Source organism: Mesorhizobium sp. RCAM 05099, assembly GCF_059683685.1.
Window position 1 is genome coordinate 4,372,690 of the sequence record NZ_CM185035.1, and the last position, 19,074, is coordinate 4,391,763.

The following is a 19,074-nucleotide window of genomic DNA, read 5'->3' on the forward strand; positions in this document are numbered from 1 at the left end:
CAACGTTGAGAACGTCGTTGACGATGAAGTCGGGCGCTTCGCCGGCCGCCTCGGAAATGTCGTTCACAGCTCTCTCCTCAATCAACACCGATCGCCAATGGGCGGCTTGCCGGGGAGGCCAAGCCCTGGTCGTTGGCCTTCGGCGAAGTGCTCCCCAGCGGCCTGGTTCTCAAACGTCTGTTGCCTCCTTCGGCAATCTGAACCGTCCACGCCCCCCAAATTTACTTGCACGTCATCTGTTTTCGCCGGCCACCATTCCGGTCTTCCATGTCACAGTCGATGAATAAAAATAGGGCATACGCCAAGCATGACTCGGCAAGCGGTTGATCGGGGGACGAATTTTGAATCGACGCACTGACTCCCCATCCAGGTTCGAGAGATAACCCCGAAGGTCAAGCGCTAGACCCTAGGCGGACCTATCCATGACGACGACCAAGAAGGCTGGCGGGTAGAGAAACTTTGCTGATTTGAGGAACGAGGGCACTATGCGCATGCAATCGCTCTCGAAACAAATTCTCGCTGCTCTATCATGCTGGCGACAATCATGGATGACGCCGAGCCCGATGTGCTGGCCTAGATGACCTTCCCGATGGAACATCGCGCCAAGCTCCACTCGATCTCCAAATTCACCTCCCTAGGATGGGATAGAAGAGCGGCAGTCTGCAGTCACATTCCTCTAAGCATGCATGACATTAGGAGGGCAAACATTTATCGGCTCACAGCTCGCTGCCGGTGAGGCCTTCAGCAACGCTTGATATAGCGTCCAGCATATCCCGGACGCGAGTAGCCAACCCTTCTGGACGAGCCGGTCGTTAGCCGCCAGCCCATCCTTGGCGAAGGGCGCCAGGATTGCCTGCTCCTCATCGTCGGAGCTGAAGAATGCACAAGCTTGACAGGAACAAGTAAGTTCCGAGCCCGCGAGTTTAACTGACCGACTGAGCGGCGCTGCTTGATGAACCTTAGGCATAGAACGATCTCCGCTGTACTGAAACGACCCCACAGGATCTCATCATCCTCATTGTTGGTGGAGTTCTGCCGATAACGTCGTTGGATCGCCCTTACTACCCAACAAGGCGGCCGTAAGGGCGGCCGAAAGTTCTTCAAGTTGAAATGGCTTTGGCACGACAGGTCTGGTGCGAAAAGCTTCGGGCAGTCCCGCACGGCCATATCCACTTGCAAAAGCGAAGGGAACACCCCGATCGGAGAGGAGCTCCGCGACGGGGAAAACCTGTTTGCCGTTCAGGCTCACGTCCAGCAGAGCAACTTCGAAGCCACCTGCCACCGCCCTTTCCATCGCTTCCGGCAAGCTGCTTGCCTGCGCCGCCACGGTACAGCCCAGATCCGACAACATGTCCTCGAAAGACATGGCCACCAGGCCATCGTCTTCGACGAGAAGAACGCGCAATCCTTCCAATTCCATGAGAGCCCCCGTTACAAACTCGATCGTATAGTGCTCAAGCCCGGTTCACCGTCCTGGGATGGGGCGCGCCTGGTAAGTTGTGAGAACAACGCCGTTTTCAGATCGTCAATGGTGTATGGTTTGTTCAGAACTTCGTAATCCTTGAAGGTCTCCGGCACGCCACCACGCCCATATCCCGTGCTGAAAATGAAGGGCAACTGCCGTCCTTTCAAAATCTCTGCTACAGGAAAGACGAGCTCTCCAGCCAAATTGACATCGAGGACCGCGAAATCCAATGTTTCGGTTCGGGCGGCGTTCAACGCCTTTGCCAAGCTCGCGACCGAAGCCGCAACCTCACATCCCAAATCCTCGAGCATGCCCTCGATGAGCAGCGCTACACTGCCCTCGTCTTCGACCACAAGCACACGTAGCCCAGCAAGATCAGTCATTCCGCGGCGGTCCCCAGCGGGACAACAATCCGGCAGCGCAATCCTTGTGAATCGAAGACGAGGTCGAGCTCGCCGCTCAAATCGCGCTCGATACACCTCTCCATCAGCCGAGTGCCGAAACCGCGTCGGGTTGGCGCTTGAACGGACGGTCCGCCGCTTTCCTGCCAAAGCAAATCCAGTGTGTTTTGCGTGGCGGCTTCTAGTACCTGCCAGGTAAGCGCCAGCATCCCCGTTTCGGAAGACAGTGCGCCGTATTTCGTCGCGTTCGTGGCCAGCTCGGTCAATGCCATCGTCAGGCTGAGGGCCGCCCTCGAATTCAGCGGTACGGAGGGGCCATCGATCCGGATCCTCTCGCCAAAGCTCGTGGGGGCGAGGACCTCGCGGGCCAAAAAGTCCAGCGGAGCATCTTCCCAACGGCGCTTCGTCAGCAGATCGTGTGCACGGGCCAGCCCCAGCAGTCGCTCTTCATATCGCTTACTGAAATCTTGAACACTGTCGGAGTGTCGTGCTGTTTGCGCCGCCAACGATTGCACGGTTGCAAGCGTGTTCTTCACCCTGTGATTCAGTTCATCAATGAGTGTCTTTTGTCGGTTTTCCGCCTGCTTGCGCTCGGTGATATCCACGAGCATGTTGATTGCACCGATCAGGTTCCCATCAGCGTCATGCAGCGGGGTTGGATACGGTATGAAGGGGACAAACGTGCCGTCGGGCCGCTCGGCGACAGCCTCGACGCCCCGGACGATCCGGTCTTCTTTAAGAGCAACCGCCATCGGACATTGATCGTGCGGCAGCGGCGCCCCGTCGGGAGTGTAGAGCCGCCAGGTCACGCACCACTCGTCGCCCAGCTGCGGTGTTCGACCCGCCATGTCGATGCAGGCCTTGTTGAAGAACGTGATCCGGCCATTTGCATCTGTGGTATAAACGGCAGCGGGTAGACCCTCGAGAAGATCGCGCATATGCTGCTCGCTTTCGCGAATGCGATCCTCCATACGCTTGGCTTCCGTTACGTCCTGCAGCACGCGGACGCCGTACAGGAACCGTCCCTCTTGGTCACGCACGGCGGACCCGTGTACTTCTAGGAAGATCGTGGCGCCGTCCGGCTTGCGGGCCCGCTTTCGCATGGAGTAACTACCCAATTCTCCTCTGACTTGGCGCGCATAATTTGCAGCATCTTCGGCGCGGTCGTCTTCGTCCGTGTAATCGAAAAATCTCATGGCCAAAAGCTGATCGCGCGAACGGCCGAGCATCTTGCAAAGAGCATCGTTCACGCGCAGCAAGCGACCGGTCTCATCGGCCTCGGCGATACCGACCGTCGCCGCCTCATAGGTCGCAGCCAAGCGTTCTTCACTTTCGCGGCGAGCACGCTCAGCTTCGCGCATATGAGTCACGTCCGTCGTAAAGCAACGGGTATTGACAAATTTTCCGTCGCTGAACCTGCTATTCGACGTGATAAGGACATGCTTGACGGAGCCGTCCTTTGCCTGAAGACGCGCAGGATAGCGGTCGAGCCGTTCCCCGCACGAGAGCTTTTGAAGGATGTCGCCGATAACCGGCGCGTCCGCATGGAACTCCGCTATATGACGCCCGACATACTCCTGCGCCGTGTATCCCAGGAGATTGAGCTCGGCCTGGTTCGCGCGCAAGATAATGCCTTCGCCACTCACTATATGAAGGCCGACAGCACTGTTCTCGAAAAAATCCTCAACGTCGCTGGTTTTGCGCCGAACCTCTTCCTCCATTGCCTTGTGCGCGGAGATGTCCTGAAAACAATTGATTGCGCCCTGGATATTGCCCTTGTGATCCTTCAAGGCACGGATATTGACCAATGCAGTGAAGCGTGTGCCGTCGGGGCGCTCCATTATGACTTCGGCGTTGCGGGTGGTCGTTCCCATACGCACCGCATCGGCCATCGGACAATCATCGGCTGGAAGCGGCGTGCCATCCAGCAAGAATAATCGGTGCGATCCGCAGAAGCGCTCCCTTCGGCCGTTCAGGTTGGGAGTGCGGCCCCAGAGCGCGGCCGCCTCGGAGTTGTAGCGGATCAGCCAGCCGTCATGGTCGCAAACGTACACGGCGCCCGGGATGGCTTCCAGCGCCGTTGGCACCGCAGCGACGAGTGCGTCAAACTCGGACAGTTGGCGGTGTACGGGAAAATCTTCGACGTTAGACATCTTTGGATCCGAAGGAGGAACCGTTTGCTGGAGGGCAGCGCCGAACTGACAAAATCGATTCCCCCTCAGCCTGCAGGTGCAGCCAAGGCCCTATAACGCCGCCCCTCAAAAATGGTTCCATTGATCGGTTACCTCGACGGCGGGAACGAGGGTACACAAGGGCGAACGTTCCTGTTACGATCTAATGGGACCTTCGCGCCGCCGATTGGGCCTGCGGGGCGCGCCCGGATCAGGGCACGAAATCTGATTGGAGCGCCCACACAGGTCGTGCGTACTGGGAAAGGTCGGCACGCAAAGGACTAGTCTTGAACATTATGCAGCGCAATAACGTTAAGGTGGTGGGCGCCGGCAGTCGCGCGATGGTCTTCGCCCACGGCTTTGGCTGCGATCAGAACATGTGGCGCTTCGTTTGGCCTCCCTTTTCCGAACAGTATCGCATCGTTCTTTTCGATCACGTGGGCTGCGGAGGATCCGACCTTTCGGCTTACCAGCCGGAGAAGTATGCGTCTTTAGGTGGCTACGCCGCCGACGTCGTCGATGTCTGCCGCGCGCTGGGCGTCACCCATGGTGTGTTCGTCGGACATTCCGTGAGCGCAATGATCGGCGCCCTCGCTTCGCTCAAGGCTCCCGAGATTTTCGACGATCTGATCATGATTGGTCCGTCACCTCGCTACGTCGACGATGGTGACTACACCGGCGGATTCAGTGAGCAGCAAATTCATGAGCTATTGGATTTCCTTGATGACAACCACATGGGCTGGTCGCGGGCTATGGCGCCCGTCATCATGGGCAATCCCGACCGGCCGGAGCTCGGGGAAGAACTTACCAATTCGTTCTGCATGACGGATCCAGAGATCGCAAAAAAGTTTGCGCGCGTTACTTTTCTTTCCGACAACCGCAGCGACCTGCCTTCAGTAAAGGCCCGCTGTCTTGTCCTGCAATGTTCGGAAGATGTGATTGCGCCGCAGACTGTTGGCAAGTATGTCGCTGACCGGCTGGCGAACAGCCATTTCATGCTGCTCAACGCAACTGGCCACTGCCCGAATCTCAGCGCGCCTGACGAGACTGTTGCAGCCATGAGGGCCTTCCTTGTAGGTCGACGCTGATTGAGGTCGCGGAGCCCATGAACGACACGGCCGCGGATCTTGATGATCTGTTCGACAATGCTCCATGCGGATATGTCGCCGCTGGCGCAGACGGACGTATCACCAAGGTGAACTGCACGTTTTCGAAATGGCTTGGTCGCGACAAAGCTTCCCTTCTGGGACAACGCTTTCAGGACTTCCTAAATATCGCGGGGAAGATCTACTACGAAACCCACTTTGCGCCGCTGATGCGCATGCAAGGTTTTTTCAACGAGGTCGCACTCGACTTGGTGCGAGTCGATGGATCGCCGCTTCCAGTTCTCGTCAATGCGGTCGAGCGGCGCGATGAGGCGGGTGACCTCCTCTTCATTCGCATCACCATCTTCAACGCTTCCGATCGCCGGCGTTACGAGCGAGAGCTTCTCGAAGCCCGTCGAGCCGCGGAGCAGGCGAGTGCTGAACTCCGCCAACTTAACCTCACGCTCGAACAACGTGTAGCCGAAGCCGTCGAAGCGCGCCTGAAAGCGGAAGAGGCCCTTCATCAGGCGCAAAAGATGGAAGCCGTGGGCCAGCTGGCGGGCGGTATAGCGCACGACTTCAATAACATGCTCGCCGTCATCGGCTCTTCGCTCAGTCTGCTTGAGAGACGGCTGGCCAAGGGCGAGGACGTCGCGCGCTTCATTTCTGCGGCACAAGAAGGCGTTAATCGCGCCGCCGGATTGACACGCCGCCTGCTCACCTTCTCCCGTCAGCAGAGCCTTGCACCTGAAGCGATCCAAACCAATCAGATGGTCTCCGAAATGTCGGAGCTTCTGCGCCGCACGTTAGGCGAAGAGGTACACCTCGAGACCGCCTTGGGGAGCGAGCTTTGGCAGATCAACGCCGACAAGAACCTCCTCGAAAGCGCTATCTTGAATCTCGCGATCAATGCGCGCGATGCCATGCCGGAGGGTGGACGATTGACCATCGAGACTGCCAATTGCGACCTCGATGAGAATTACGCCGCGGAGTACGCTATTACATCAGGGCAATATGTCATGGTAGCCGTTACAGACACCGGTACCGGCATGACTTCCGAGGTCATGGCCAAGGCCTTTGATCCCTTCTTCACCACAAAGGGCGTAGGCAAGGGTACAGGCTTGGGATTGAGCCAAGTGTTCGGCTTCGTCAAGCAGTCGAATGGTCACCTCAAGATCTACTCCGAGGTTGGGCATGGTACTGCGATAAAACTTTACCTGCCTCGGCTGCGCTCCACTACCGAAATACCGAAGCCTCCGCCCACAGGCGCTTTGGCGTCAGCCTCCGATAATGAGGTCATACTCCTGGCCGAGGATGACGATCAGGTGCGGTCGCTGACGGCTCAGACGCTGCGTGAACTGGGCTATCGCGTGATCGAAGCAGGGGCTGCTGCCGAAGCATTGAACGCGCTCGCGCAGCACCCCGACATCTGCCTTCTTTTCACCGACGTGGTCTTGCCCGACTTGAACGGCCTTCGTCTCGCCGACGAAGCGCGACACCGCCGACCCCACCTCAAAATTCTTTTTACTACGGGCTACGCACGCCACACGGACCCGGACGTGCCCCTGCTGCAGAAGCCAGCCTCCTTGGAGCAGTTGGCGGCAAAAGTGAGAGAAATTTTGGATGGACCGGATTAATCTGATGACGGCATGCTACACAGACCGGCCATGCATCCATTGTTTGATTTTGGCGAAGGCTTGCTCGATCGGATTGAGGTCCGGAGAGTAGGGCGGCAGGTACCAAAGCTTGGCACCGGCAGTGAGCTGCTGCTCGACATAGGCGCGGAAGCACTGGCCGTTGATCGGCGCGTCGAAGACGCAAGGTGCCGCGAGCCGGTCCCAGCGCAGCGCGCCGAGGAAGGTCAGCGTGCGCCAGTGGCCGTGCGGAGCCAACCGCGCAGCCGCTTGCCCTTCGGCCCCCAACCTCGCAGCGGAGCCATGTTGGTCTTGATCCAGGTTTCATCGATGAAGACCAGTCTCTGCGGGTCCAGGCTGACCTGCCAGGATCGCCATCGTTGGCGCCTGCGGGCGATATCAGCACGCGCCTGCTCAAGGGCGAACAGCGTTTTTTGAAACTCAGCCCCTCGCGGCGCAGGAACATCCAGCCGCGTTGTGCGAGACCTTGACCCCGCGCGCGGCCAACTCGTCCTTCAGCCCATGCAGCGTCAGATCAGAGGTCTGATTGATCCGCTCCACAATGAAGGACCGATAAGGCTCAAGAATCCGCTTGCGGTGTCCGCCCATCTTGCCCGGCGCGACCGAGCCGGTCGTCCCATGGCGCTGCAACAGCTTCACCGCGGCCGAAACCGAAATGCCGAACCGTTTCGCGGCCGACCGGCGACTCTCGCCACTCGAAACCGCCGCCACAACCCGCTCGCGAAGATCATTGGAAAGAGGTCGAGTCATCAGATGCTGGCCTCCACTCCAGCCAGCATCTTGAATTACAAAACCAGGTATCCCTTTCGACCCCATCAAGTCGTGAGCCGCTCTAGCTGGCCGCGCGCAGGCGTTGAGAGCGAACCAAGACCTTCAGCCCCTCGGAATCCAACGCCTGCCCGAAGGCATAACCCTGCAGTATGTCGCAGCCCAACTCCTTCAGTATGCGAGCGTGCTCCATCGTCTCGACGCCTTCCGCTATGACCTTGATACCTAGGGATTTGCCGATCTCGATGATCGACGAGACAATCTGCCTTCGTTGCGGAGATTCGACCATTGGAATGACCAGCTGCCGATCAATCTTCAGTCGGCGCGGCTGTATCTTGAGCAGGCTGACTATGGAGGCATAGCCCGTACCAAAATCATCTATCTCTATATCAATGCCCAGTTGCTTGATTTGATCGACATTCCATGTCACCAAATCATCGTTTTTGTCAAGGAAAATGGACTCAACAAGCTCAAATGAAACTGTTCCCTTCTTGATATTCATATCTCGCAAGCTCTTTATGAGTTCTTCATCTTGGAGCCGCCGTGCCGAAACGTTGACTGATACACGCGGTATATGAAGATTCGCAGCAGACCAGTTTTCAAAATCTGAAAGCGCTTGGTCCAGTATGGTTCGATCGATCATCGAAACGACGTTTAGTTCTTCTGCAATCCTTAGAAAGACATCCGGTGCTAAGATGCCCTTCTTTGGGTGCCTCCATCGCGCAAGCGCCTCGACTCCGACAATTTCGAGAGTTTTTGCACCAAATTGGGGTTGGTAGAAGGCTATGAACTCATTGCGCTCAAGGCCGCCAAGAATTTCGTCGGCCATCCGCTTTGTGTCGACGATTTCGCTTTGCATCGCTTCAGTGAAGAATTCGTGCCGATTGCGCCCACGGTTCTTTGCTCGGTAAAGCGCGATGTCGGCGTTCACCAGGAGGTGCTTGGCTTCGACGTCTTTTCCGTTGTCGACCGCAATTCCCACGCTGACACCAAACCGGCATCGGTGGCCTTGGTAGTAGACGGGCTCGCTCATCTGGCTGATGAGGCGGTCGGCCAGCAGTGCCAGTCGCTTGATATCGTCATGCACCGTGCACAGGATGACGAATTCGTCTCCTCCGATCCGAGCGACGAATCCTCCATCCTCGACCTTGGATCGAAGGACGGTGGATGCGTGAACCAACATCGCGTCGCCCGCAGCGTGGCCGAGCGTATCGTTGATGTGCTTGAACCGATCCAGGTCGATGTGAAGCAGGGCCGCTTGACCGCCGTCGCGCCTGCAGTTGGCTGCGTACTGTTCCATTACCTGGTCGAGGTAACGACGGTTGGGCAAACCGGTCAGCGAATCATGAAGCGCGATATGCTCGATGCGGGCCTTGGCCGCCTCGAGTTCGACATTTCTCGACTCGGACAGTTGTTTCGAGCGAACCAGATCGCTGTTTAGCAGGACGTCGGCTGTGACATCCCATTCCGCACCAATCATTTTGGGCGTCTCATTTGGGGCTTGGTATATGGTCGCCTTAGATCGGACGTGACGAATCTCGCCATCCGGACGAACAATTCGGTATTCCGACGAATATGTTCCGCGGCTGGCCACGGCATGGTCGAAATCTGCGTGGGCGGCGGCCAAGTCCAGGGGGTGAATTGCGCCTGCCCAATCCGAGTAGCCTCGACGTCCTCCGTCGCTGGGTCTGCCATATATTTCATTGACCCGATCGTCCCACGACAGGTCATTGGTCGCGAGATCGTGTTCCCAAACGCCAATGGCAGATGCCTCCAAAGCGAGTTCTAGTCGTCTCGACAATTGACGCAGTTCCGCATAGTTACGCTGTCTCTCGCCAATCAGACGACCTGTGACCAAGAATGGGATCACAATCAGCGCCCCGGCCACGGCCATGATTGCGCGCAGGAACCACGCGTTGCTGGGAGTCGAAGGCCAGCCGTTTTTGGGGATTGCTGCGATTTGCCACGATCCTGACGGGAGCAGAACTTCGGCCGTCACTGGATTGTTTTTGCGGACGCCCACATCACCGAAGAATTGATCTCCGCTTGGGCCGAGGGCGTCTTTACCGATGAGCGCGACGTCAATCCCGAGATCATCGTCAAGCAGGCCGCTCGCCTTGTAAAGACGCTGCACGTCGACAACGGCGGAAATGATGCCCCAGAATCTTTCAGTGTTGCCCGCGCTCGGCACAAAAACCGGAAAGCGGCCGATGAAGCCTTGGCCGCCCTGCTTCAGGTCGACCGGACCGGCAAGAATCAACTTGCGCTCGTCTCGCGCCCGCAGCGCGGCGTTACGCTGCCGATCGTCCATTCGGTAATCGAGGCCTATCGCTTTCTCGTTGCCCTTCAGAGGGTACATCAAGGAAACGACCAGATCGGGCGCGCCAGCAATATTGTTCAATTGCGAGTCGCCGCCAAAGAGGTTGCTCGCGAGCGAAGCGAAGCGCTGCTGTCCCAAGTAGGGTTCAGTCACGACCGTCGCGACAAGCCCATGCACGAGTTGGAGGTTCCCGTTGATGTTCCCCTCTAGCTTGGCGCGGATCAGATTGACCTTGGCCAGGACATCCGCACGAGCGGCCTGGTCCGAAACGATTTTGTTCTGATGGTCCGCATAGGCCGCGCTGATGGCAATAACCAAAATCGCCACTGCGGCCGGAATATTTGCCGACGAAAAAACAGCTTCCTTTATGCCGCTGAACCTACCGCCGAAAAGAGCCAATAGGGTGGAACTCCCCTGTGTTAATCAGGTTCTCGGATCGACCCGCCGACAGAACATTAGCTTCCATTAATTAATTTTGAACTTCTTAGTCGTGAAAACTTTGCACTTCCGACCGTGTGTCGACACCACTGTCCATGCAGGAACAGCCAGGATGGACACGCCGCCGTCGGCACTTGACGCAGGAGCAGCCATCGGTCTCGAGGAGCCGTGCGTTTCCAGCCAGCCCCTCGGCTAGCGGTGAGCACTGGAGCTACTTGGGGTGCGGCCCTAGTGTCCCTCGATAACCTTAGGAGCAACAAGGTATGGTATCTTGCCGACGCTTCGCTTCGTCGCGCCAATGGAATAGGCCATTGGGATCTTGGGGGAGTTGTTTGGCAGGCCGTACATATCCTTGCCTGCCCTCACTGCAAATGAAAAGTGCTGCCACGAAACCGTGTCATGCTCATTCAGAAAATCGAGCGTCAGCCCCGCCGAAATCAGTGCGTTCACCACGTCGCTGATCGGATGGATCCACTCATAATACCGAGGATGCTTCAAAATGCGGTCGTCGCCGGTATAGGTCCGTTCCTCGTTCCATGCGAGCGGCCGAGCTATAGGCGTTCTCCAATCGTGCTTAAACTCCAGCGCCGCGGCCTTACGATCACACTGAAACATCAACGGATGGCCCTCGGCCATATAGAGCCGGCCACCTGGTCTCAGGAGACCCGCAACGACCCGCGCCCATCGGAACACATCGTCCAGCCAATTTACCGAACCCCAGGTAACGTAGGCGATGTCAAAGGTCCGGCCGAGCGCTTCAACTGCCTCGAATAGTGGCGCTTCCACGAAGCGCACATCAGTACCTGCCTTCGCGGCGAAATCCCGCGCAGCTGCGATCGCGGTCGGTGAAAAGTCGAGACCGATCACGCTGCCAGCACCGAGATTCTTCAAGCTGATCGTGTCGAGCCCGATGTGACATTGCAAATGGACGATATCCTTGCCGACGATATCGCCGACCTCGCTCGTTTCCAGCTCATAGAGATTGGATCCGCCTGCCAGCACATTTTCAATCTGGTAGCTGCCCGTCGTGTCGGTCGAATGCAGTTCGGCCCGATCATCCCAATTCAGGCGATTTGCTCCCAGAAACGGTTCCAAATTACCCCCCTGCTTTCAGCGGCGACTGACACTTGGTTAACAAATCGTTAATATACCTTTGCAGCGAAAGAGTCGCGCGTCAATGTGGGCCGGCGGGCGGGTGCGCCTACGTCGCAAAGCCCACCCTGCCTCTGCGGCCGGTGTCAGCTCAGCATCCAGTCGTGGAGGATAGCGGCGGCGGCTCCTCAAAAATCGCCCCGGTGATGGCCTAAACGCGCCAACCTCTGGCGTCGGGCGTTCCAGCAGCAGCGTAGACGGTTTCCGGTGACAACGCTAAACGGCTCCGCGGGAAGCGACTTGTAGTCGTTTGGCCGGTCAGATGCTTGGCGGTTCCTCGATCAAGTCAGTTTCCCTCCTTTTTGAGTTCGACGGTGCTCATTCCCGATCGCCGCCTTGGTTGGGGTGCCAGATTCATGCTTAGCGACCGAGATTGAGACGCACAGCTGTCATTTAACACGTAGCGTTTCGTGCTGCTGACGGTGACGACCTGCGAAGTCACCCGCGCCAGAGTGGCGATGCCTCAGACTTCTCCAAAACCGAATCTAATGGCCTAATTTGGGCCATAAGCACTCGCAATTCGGGCTGAGATGTCGGACGAGGCCGCACCGTAGTGAAAAGAGACCCCGCCAAGTCGCCGCCTTCAAAGCTATCCAAAACCGAACCTAGTGTCCCACTTTGTCCATAAGCAACCGAAATTCGGGCTGACGCGCGACGCAGAAAGTTCGAAAAGCTTCCAGGAACCCCAGCCATCCTTTCTTTTCTCAAACAAATCAAACTCTTAGGCGAGACGAAAAAATGGCAACCGGAACGCTTTTCCGGTGCATAGAAGCGTCACATTTTCGGCCTGAATGGTAAAATGGTCGCACTGTCTGCCGGCCGACTTATGCGTTGAGGTCTATCGGAAGGCGACGAGTAGCCGAACGACATGGACTTTATCGACACCGATCCGCCTCCAACCCCTACAGCCAATCCAGACTGATCGAGCATGACACCAATTTTACAGCCATCTAGTTCCATGCCTTCGGTGCTCAAGCTGTTACCATCTAACATTGTGAACAGTGTCGGCTTCCCTGCGCTGCTCGACATTGCAATCCCCCGGTGTCTCAGATTGAAGCGTTCGAACACCAGTTGGTTGGGTGGATTGCTGCGGAGCACCAAGTCGATGTCACGGACATTGGAATTTATAGTGATCCGATCTCCTTCTACGCGGACATCCCAATTGGATGTTTTGGTTCTCCATTCATTGTCGACTATATGCATCATTGGAGCACCGTTCCGGTCGCTCACAAAAGCTGAAATACGAAATGGCCCCCCTGGCGCTTCCGGCTCACGGATACGAAATACATCCTCGCCATGGATCTGAATAAGGACCGGAACATGGCGCGCTACCACGTTCCCAAAAACCAATTCGGGATGCTGAGTACCCACGTCAAATGGTCCAAAAGAAAATCCCTTGCGGCGGGCCACTGGTGACTTAATTGCTTCGTCAATGGATTTGGGAGACAGTCGGCCCCTCGTTTTTAGGCCGTGACACATGATGCACAGCAAGGCAATTCCTGTTGTCTCGTGTTCTTTGGCATCTTTGAATTCGGGCGCGAAGTGCTCGTAGTCAATAATGGCGTTACCGCACACTACGCATCCAAAACCGTCTCGCTGCCGCACTTCCCTAGCTACGGCAGCGGGTAAATTTCTTGAAAGCCCAAATCTATTTTTGGTCATCAGTCTTCGCCCACCCTGTTAGCATCGGTCACTCCGACCGTTGGTATCTTCGGTGCACAAGCTGTCGCCTTGCACATCATCGCACCTCGCGTATCATTTTTGGCTGATTGAAGCAGGTGAGATTTCCCGAGCGAAAAAGATTGGTGGCCGCTGGTGCGTTCCAATGGCTAAGCTGGGTAAGAGTTTCCCGCACGAGGCTCCATAGTGGTCACTGACACCGAGTTTATTCTCGACAGCATCAATCAGGGCTGCGTGATGCTTGCCGATGGCGAGTTCTTCATCGACAGGCTGGTGAAGTATGTCGGCAACGGAAGGATCCGGTGGCACGTCGAGTTTCGTGGGCATCGCGTCGAGTTCACGACCGGCCAGCTAAAGAAGCAGCCTGCCTTCCGAAGAAAGATGCTCGAGCAGGCCGGTGTGCTGCCGCCCCAGCTCGCCGGAGCCGACTACAGGCGATGGGCCATCGCGTTGAGGAAGAGTGCCATCGAGCTTCCCTGGCGGGATAGGCCGGTCGATACCGGCTTCGCCATCGACAGGCTTGTCGGTCATGGGGGCGACCGGTGGACGGTTGAATACCAAGGCAAGGCAATCAAGTTCACGACGACCAAGCTCCGCAGGCAAACCAGTTTCCGCAAGCGTATGCTGCTCAAGGCCAAGGTGCTGCCGCCCCAGCTGGATGCGGTTGCCTATCGGAAGTGGGTGGACTGGCTGATTCAAAACGCCACTGATGCCGCACCGCAGGCCGGCGATACCTCGATCACCGAGAAGAGTTGGCTTGACGACCTGCCAGAGCTGGCTGGCTGGCAAAACGAAGGGACCGACTAAGGGCGGCTGGCGCGCCGCCCTTCGCATCCCATCAGCACCAAAACAGAATGGAAGACATGGATCGCTTCGACCTCGGCACCTACCGCCGCCCCATCTCCACCCTCTCGGCGGAAACCCAGCGTTGGTTCGATATCGGCTTGAACTGGTGCTACGGCTTCAACCATGAGGAAGGCATCAAGTGTTTTGAGAAGGCGCTGGAAACCGACCCCGACTGCCCGATGGTGCATTGGGGCATCGCCTATGCCGCCGGGCCTTTCTACAATCTGACCTGGAAGGAGCATGGCGAGGCCGAGGCGAACAGCGCGACCAAGCTTTGCTTTAAGCATGTCCAGCTGGCGCGGGCCAATGCGGCCGCCGCCAGCGATGTCGAAGGGCGCTTGATCGAGGCGCTTGCTTGCCGTTTCCAGAAACCGCATCGGGTGACACTGCCCGAATTCGAAAAGTGGGATGACGCCTACGCCGCTGCGATGCGGCTGGTCTATGCCAGCTTTCCCAACGACCATGATGTGATGGCGCTTTTTGTCGAGGCGCTGATGATGCGCACCGTTCGGCGCCTGTGGAACCTCAAGACCGGCGAACCGGCGCCGAATTCCGATGTCGTCGAGGCGCTCGAGGTTTGCGAGCGATCGATCCGGCTTGCCGACGAGGCCGGGATTGCACAGCATCCGGCGATCGTTCACTTGCACATCCATCTTTTGGAAATGTCCACCATGCCGGAACGCGGCATGCGCTCGGCCGACCTGCTCGGCGAGATGTGCCCCGATGCCGGGCACATGAACCACATGCCGGGGCACATCTATGTGCTGTGCGGCGCGTATGACAAGGCGAAGCTTGCCAGCGAAAAAGCGGTTCGCGCCAACGACCTCTACCTCGCCTATGCGGATGAGCCGACCTACTATCTGCTCGGCTGCTGCCACGACCTGCATCTGATGATGTTCACCTGCATGTTGTCAGGCCAGTCCAGGCCGGCCCTGTGGGCCGCCGAGAGAGTACGCAGCCTGGTGACGCGCGACGTCGTCAGCCTTCCCGACCGGCCAAAACTCACCCAGACGGTGGAAGGCTACCACGCGATGAAATCGCATGTGCTGGTACGCTTCGGCCGCTGGCAGGAGATCATCGACGAGCCCCTGACCAGGGAGCCGGCGCTCTATGTGCTGACGGCGGCCATGCAGCACTACGCCAAGGGTGTCGCGCATGCGACGCTCAGGAATTTTGCCGAGGCGGAGCGCGAGCGCGACCAGTTCCATCGGCATCTGGAAGGCATCGCGCCCGATCGGCGCTTCCTCAGCAACCCGACCCGCGCCTCGCTCGCCGTCGGCGCTGCCTTGCTCGATGGCGAGCTTGCCTATCACCAGGGCCGGCATGACGAGGCCTATGGCCATTTGCGGCAAGCGGTCGAGCTCGACGACAATCTGTCCTACACCGAGCCGTGGGCTTGGATGCACCCGCCGCGCCATGCGCTGGCCGCGCTGCTTCTCGACCAGGGCCACGCGCAAGAGGCCGAGCAGGTCTATCGCGACGATCTGGGCCTCAGCCGCAAGGTGCAGCGCTGCGCCCAGCATCCGAACAATGTGTGGTCGCTGCACGGGCTGGTGGAATGCCCGGAACGGCGCGGCGAGACCGAAGAACTGCCGGCGCTGCAGGCAAGGCTCGCGGTGGCGCTGGCCAAGGCGGACGTGCCGATCAGTTCATCCTGCCTGTGCCGGACGAGCGTGCAGCCAGCGCCGGGCTGCTGTCATTGAGGTGGCCTGACAGTACAGCGAACCTAGCCCAGCCACTTCTCGTAGTCGGACACCAGCAGGTGCACCGGCGCTGTATCCTCGTCGATGTTGGAAAAACGGCCGATCGGTTCGCGGAAGACATTGTCGGTGAGATCGTCATTGACGGTCGACACCTCGCCGATCAGCACATCCTTGCCCTCGGCCCAGAAGGCGTGCCAGACGCCGGGCAGCAGCGTGACGCTCTGGCCCGGGTCGAGCTTCAGCAGCCCGCCAGCCGGCAGCCTGTGGATGGTTCCGTCCACAGGCACCGACACCTCGGCCTTGGGATCGATGCCGCCATCGCGATCGTGCATGAACAGTTCCAGCACCAGCTTGCCGCCACCACGGTTGATGATGTCCTCGGCCTTGATGTTGTGGCGGTGCATCGGCGACAGCTGGTCCTTGCGCGAGATCATGATCTTCTCGGCATAGAGCATGCCCATGCCCTTCTTCATGTCCTCGTAGCGGCCGTTGCGAACGGTGAACAGGAACAGGCCGAGCTCCTTGAACTTCTCCTGGCCGTAGTCGGTGATGTCCCAGCCGAGCCGGGAGGTAAAGATGGCCGAGGAGTCGACCTGGCGCGCCTTCATTTCCTCGGGCGACCAATAGGCGAAGGGCGGCATGATGTAGCCGAACGAGCGGATGAAAGCGTCGGCTTCGCGGATTATGTCGTTGATGGCGGAGCGTTTCATGATCATGGTCCTTCGTGTCGACTTTGCTCAAGCGCGCGGCGTCTGGCGGGGTTCAAGCGATACGCTTCAGCTTGTTAGCACGCATGCCGTTATCCCAAAACCGCTACGCACTTTTGGGCGACACGCATAGGCAAACCGCATAGCCGAACGCCGCCGCGGTGTCGATCCGTCTTGCCACCCTGCACGCGCCTTGCGGCTTGTGCGCATGGACCACAGATCCGCTCGGCTGGCCGCGTGACATCGCGCGCTTTCAGGATCATAACCCCTGCGGATTTTCACAGGGTGACAGATGATGCCGACTATCCACGACCTCGATACGCCCTCGATCCTGATCGACGCGGCGCGCGCCGAAGCCAACATTGCCCGCGCGCAGGCCCATGCCGACAAGAACGGGCTGAAGCTGAGGCCGCATATCAAGACGCACAAATTGCCCTACTGGGCGAAGAAACAGGTCGCGGCCGGCGCCGTCGGCATCACCTGCCAGAAGATCGGCGAGGCCGAGGTGATGGCCGACGCCGGGCTCGCCGATATTTTTCTGCCCTACAACATCCTCGGCCGCGCCAAGCTGGAGCGGCTTCTGGCGTTGCATCGCCGTGTCACCCTCTCGGTGACGGCGGACAGTATGGAGACGCTGGGAGGGCTCGCGGCGACTTTCACCGACGCCGGCCATCGTCTGCCGGTGCTGGTCGAATGCGACACCGGCATGGGCCGCTGCGGCGTGCAGACGGCCGGCGAAGCGGTTGCGCTGGCACGACAGATCGACAAGGCTGGCGGCCTCGTCTTCGGTGGGCTGATGACCTACCCGGCCGCCGGCCGCGCGGCCGAGGCTGAAGCCTGGCTCGCCGACGCCAGGCAGGCGCTGGCCGCATCGGGCCTTGCCTGCGAACGCATCTCCAGCGGCGGCACGCCGGACATGTGGCGCTCCAGCGGCGCATCGGTCGTCACCGAATATCGCCCCGGCACCTACATCTATCTCGATCGCTATCAGGTCGCCAAAGGCGTCGGCACTCTCGACGATTGCGCGCTGACGGTGCTGTCGACGGTGGTCAGCCATCCGACGCCGACGCGCGCCATCCTCGATGCCGGCAGCAAGGCGCTGTCCAGCGACACGCTTGGGCTGCCCGATTTCGGCGAGTTGCTCGGCGTTGCGGGCGCGCGGGTAACCGGCTTGAGCGAGGAGCACGGCACCGTCACGCTTTTGGACCAGGCCAGGCTGCGCATTGGTGAACGCGTCCGCGTCGTGCCCGATCATTGCTGCGTCGTCACCAACCTGTTCAACGAGGTCAATCTGATCGACGGCGACAAGGTGCTGGAAACGTTGCCGGTGGCTGCGCGCGGCCGCACCGGCTGACGCGAACATCCAAACCCGTGTCCAGGGCATGGTGCATGGTCGACCCTGTCTAAGGTTCTGCATGTCCCCGGTGTTCCCTTACGTCAATCTGGCTTCAGCAAGCCGGCCATTGGATGGTTTGCGGCTTGCTCGGGAGGAAAACAAAAATGGCTTACGCGATCACGCATTATTTTCCTGGCGGCACGAAGGAGCAGTACGAGGCGTCAATCGCTGCGGTGCATCCAGCAGGCGGAAAAAGCCTGCCAAAAGGCCAAGTCTTCCATGTTGCCGGCCCGTCGGCCGGTGGCTGGTCAATTGTTGCGGTTCACGAATCCAAGAAGAGTTGGGAGCAATTCCGGGACGATATCCTGATGCCTCAAATGAAAACGGGCATCAAGGGTGGGTTCACCTCGCCGCCTCAGGAGACCGCGTTCGAGGTTCACAATCTGCAGAAATGACAAGCTGTTCAGAGACGATGAACGCTTGATCTGTCAGTGCACCGGCGCAATGGCGCCTTAAATCCGCTCGGCCTGCCTGGCGGCGACGCGACGCATTGCAATGACCCGGCGGCGGCGGATTTCCGTGCGCATCGCCATCAGGTGCAATGCGAAGAACAGCACCGTGAAGCCGACGGCCATGACCAGCAGCGGCCACAGCAGGCTGGGATCGATGGTCGGCCCGCCGAGCCGGAACACCGAGGCCGGCTGGTGCAGCGTGTTCCACCAGTCGACCGAGAATTTGATGATCGGGATGTTGATGAAGCCGACCAGCGTGATGATGGCGGCGGCCCAGGCGGCGCGTCCGGCATCGTCGAGCGCACGGGTCAGCGCGATGATGCCGAGATACATCAGGAACAGCACGAAGACCGAGGTCAGCCGCGCATCCCAGACCCACCAGGTGCCCCACATCGGCTTGCCCCAGATCGAACCGGTGACCAGCGCCAGCGCGGTGAAGACAGCCCCGATGGGGGCCGCGGATTTCAGCGCGACATCGGCCAGCGGATGCCGCCAGACCAGCGTGCCAAGCGCCGAGATAGCCATCAGCGTGTAGCACATCATGGCGAGCCAGGCGAAAGGCACGTGGAGGTACATGATGCGGACGGTGATGCCTTGCTGGAAGTCCTCGGGCGCCGCGAAGCTCATATAGAGCCCGATGGCGAGGATGAGTGCGGCGATCGTCGCCAGCCAAGGCACGACCCTGTCGGCCAGCCCGACGAAGCGTGTCGGGTTGGCAAGATCCATCCAGCCAGTCAGGCGTGAAGTCATGTCGCTCATGCGGCTCTACATAGACCGCCGGCGCGTTTGGGGCAATCGAGCGGTGGTGTCGCAGGCGCGTCTCGCCTTCTCCCTT

At 59.0% G+C, this 19,074-nt stretch carries 14 protein-coding genes and 1 pseudogene; 6 read left to right on the forward strand and 9 right to left on the reverse strand.

Translation table 11 applies throughout. The features are described 5' to 3' along the window. Nucleotides 1–1,015: 1,015 nt before the first annotated feature. From AC56QQ_RS21775 to AC56QQ_RS21785, 3 genes are read right to left on the reverse strand one after another with little or no spacing between them, the layout of a single operon-like run. Nucleotides 1,016–1,420 (reverse strand): response regulator, encoded by a 405-nt coding sequence (locus tag AC56QQ_RS21775; protein WP_497123320.1) that lies wholly within the window; start codon nucleotides 1,418–1,420, stop codon nucleotides 1,016–1,018. Nucleotides 1,421–1,431: 11 nt separating this feature from the next. Further along, nucleotides 1,432–1,848 carry a response regulator gene (locus tag AC56QQ_RS21780; protein WP_497123321.1) on the reverse strand — a complete coding sequence of 139 codons (417 nt, stop codon included), beginning with the start codon at nucleotides 1,846–1,848 and terminating at the stop codon, nucleotides 1,432–1,434. Further along, nucleotides 1,845–4,019: a PAS domain-containing sensor histidine kinase gene (locus AC56QQ_RS21785; RefSeq protein ID WP_497123322.1), complete on the reverse strand. Its 2,175-nt coding sequence runs from the start codon at nucleotides 4,017–4,019 to the stop codon at nucleotides 1,845–1,847. The genes AC56QQ_RS21780 and AC56QQ_RS21785 overlap by 4 nt, the downstream gene beginning before the upstream one ends. Before the next feature lie 305 nt (nucleotides 4,020–4,324). On the opposite strand from AC56QQ_RS21785, the gene AC56QQ_RS21790 reads away from it, so the two are divergent. Next, nucleotides 4,325–5,125: an alpha/beta fold hydrolase gene (locus tag AC56QQ_RS21790; RefSeq protein WP_497123323.1), complete on the forward strand. Its 801-nt coding sequence runs from the start codon at nucleotides 4,325–4,327 to the stop codon at nucleotides 5,123–5,125. Nucleotides 5,126–5,142: 17 nt separating this feature from the next. Beyond that, a complete protein-coding gene (locus AC56QQ_RS21795; protein ID WP_497123324.1) occupies nucleotides 5,143–6,759 on the forward strand; it encodes an ATP-binding protein in 1,617 nt (538 codons plus the stop codon). Between the two features lie 33 nt (nucleotides 6,760–6,792). On the opposite strand, the pseudogene AC56QQ_RS21800 reads toward AC56QQ_RS21795, so the two are convergent. From AC56QQ_RS21800 to AC56QQ_RS21815, 4 genes and pseudogenes are all read right to left on the reverse strand, one after another. Then, a pseudogene (locus AC56QQ_RS21800) lies at nucleotides 6,793–7,527 on the reverse strand (IS630 family transposase); the annotation flags it as partial. Between the two features lie 82 nt (nucleotides 7,528–7,609). Further along, nucleotides 7,610–10,264: a bifunctional diguanylate cyclase/phosphodiesterase gene (locus AC56QQ_RS21805; protein ID WP_497123325.1), complete on the reverse strand. Its 2,655-nt coding sequence runs from the start codon at nucleotides 10,262–10,264 to the stop codon at nucleotides 7,610–7,612. A 267-nt stretch (nucleotides 10,265–10,531) separates the two neighbouring features. Continuing rightward, entirely contained in the window at nucleotides 10,532–11,398 is an 867-nt protein-coding gene (locus tag AC56QQ_RS21810) for a class I SAM-dependent methyltransferase (RefSeq protein ID WP_497123326.1), read from the reverse strand. 831 nt (nucleotides 11,399–12,229) lie between these two features. After that, nucleotides 12,230–13,117 (reverse strand): hypothetical protein, encoded by an 888-nt coding sequence (locus tag AC56QQ_RS21815; RefSeq protein WP_497123327.1) that lies wholly within the window; start codon nucleotides 13,115–13,117, stop codon nucleotides 12,230–12,232. Between the two features lie 204 nt (nucleotides 13,118–13,321). Here AC56QQ_RS21815 and AC56QQ_RS21820 point away from each other — a divergent pair, with 204 nt between their 5' ends. After that, nucleotides 13,322–13,942 carry a hypothetical protein gene (locus AC56QQ_RS21820; protein ID WP_497123328.1) on the forward strand — a complete coding sequence of 207 codons (621 nt, stop codon included), beginning with the start codon at nucleotides 13,322–13,324 and terminating at the stop codon, nucleotides 13,940–13,942. 56 nt (nucleotides 13,943–13,998) lie between these two features. Beyond that, nucleotides 13,999–15,684: a tetratricopeptide repeat protein gene (locus AC56QQ_RS21825; RefSeq protein ID WP_497123329.1), complete on the forward strand. Its 1,686-nt coding sequence runs from the start codon at nucleotides 13,999–14,001 to the stop codon at nucleotides 15,682–15,684. 23 nt (nucleotides 15,685–15,707) lie between these two features. On the opposite strand, the gene AC56QQ_RS21830 is transcribed toward AC56QQ_RS21825, so the two are convergent. Further along, nucleotides 15,708–16,394 (reverse strand): D-lyxose/D-mannose family sugar isomerase, encoded by a 687-nt coding sequence (locus AC56QQ_RS21830; protein WP_091577621.1) that lies wholly within the window; start codon nucleotides 16,392–16,394, stop codon nucleotides 15,708–15,710. A gap of 292 nt (nucleotides 16,395–16,686) precedes the next feature. Between AC56QQ_RS21830 and AC56QQ_RS21835 the strand changes: the two genes are divergently transcribed. Continuing rightward, complete coding sequence (locus AC56QQ_RS21835; protein ID WP_497123330.1) at nucleotides 16,687–17,745, forward strand: D-TA family PLP-dependent enzyme; 1,059 nt, start codon at nucleotides 16,687–16,689, stop codon at nucleotides 17,743–17,745. Nucleotides 17,746–17,891: 146 nt separating this feature from the next. Continuing rightward, nucleotides 17,892–18,182: a hypothetical protein gene (locus tag AC56QQ_RS21840; protein ID WP_091577505.1), complete on the forward strand. Its 291-nt coding sequence runs from the start codon at nucleotides 17,892–17,894 to the stop codon at nucleotides 18,180–18,182. A gap of 57 nt (nucleotides 18,183–18,239) precedes the next feature. Here the strand turns inward: AC56QQ_RS21840 and AC56QQ_RS21845 are convergent, their stop codons facing one another. After that, entirely contained in the window at nucleotides 18,240–18,998 is a 759-nt protein-coding gene (locus AC56QQ_RS21845) for a heme ABC transporter permease (RefSeq protein WP_489860838.1), read from the reverse strand. Nucleotides 18,999–19,074: the final 76 nt, after the last annotated feature.